The following is a 331-nucleotide window of genomic DNA, read 5'->3' as shown; positions in this document are numbered from 1 at the left end:
GAACTTTACCGGTTAATTTAACCTCGTCTTTAGACATTTCAATCGAATTAAGAGCTCGCATTAATGGAACGCGTCCCTTAACGTCGTCAATAACAATTTCAACGTTTTTAATGTTAATGCCAATCAGGCTGTTAATTGAAATGGTTGTTGATGAGCTACCACTTTCACGAATACGACGAAGACGAGGGGATTCAACGATATCGTATACGACGCCAAGATTACACCATTCGGGTCCCATTTTAAAACGTTTGTACAACCCAGAATAAGTTAGTTGTTCTTTAGAGTATTTCAGTGATTCAATATTAGACCCGGCCTTTTCCATGTATTTACG

1 protein-coding gene is annotated in these 331 nt (G+C 38.4%); it reads right to left on the bottom strand.

What is annotated here, in order from left to right:
* The coding region (locus Y887_RS19940) for a hypothetical protein (RefSeq protein WP_211257047.1) at window positions 1-331 on the bottom strand (331 nt) is incomplete at both ends.

Source organism: Xanthomonas pisi DSM 18956, assembly GCF_001010415.1.
Classification (GTDB): Bacteria; Pseudomonadota; Gammaproteobacteria; order Xanthomonadales; family Xanthomonadaceae; genus Xanthomonas; species Xanthomonas pisi.
The sequence above is the reverse complement of the archived record's forward strand: the minus strand, read 5'-3'. Positions and strand labels throughout refer to the sequence as shown.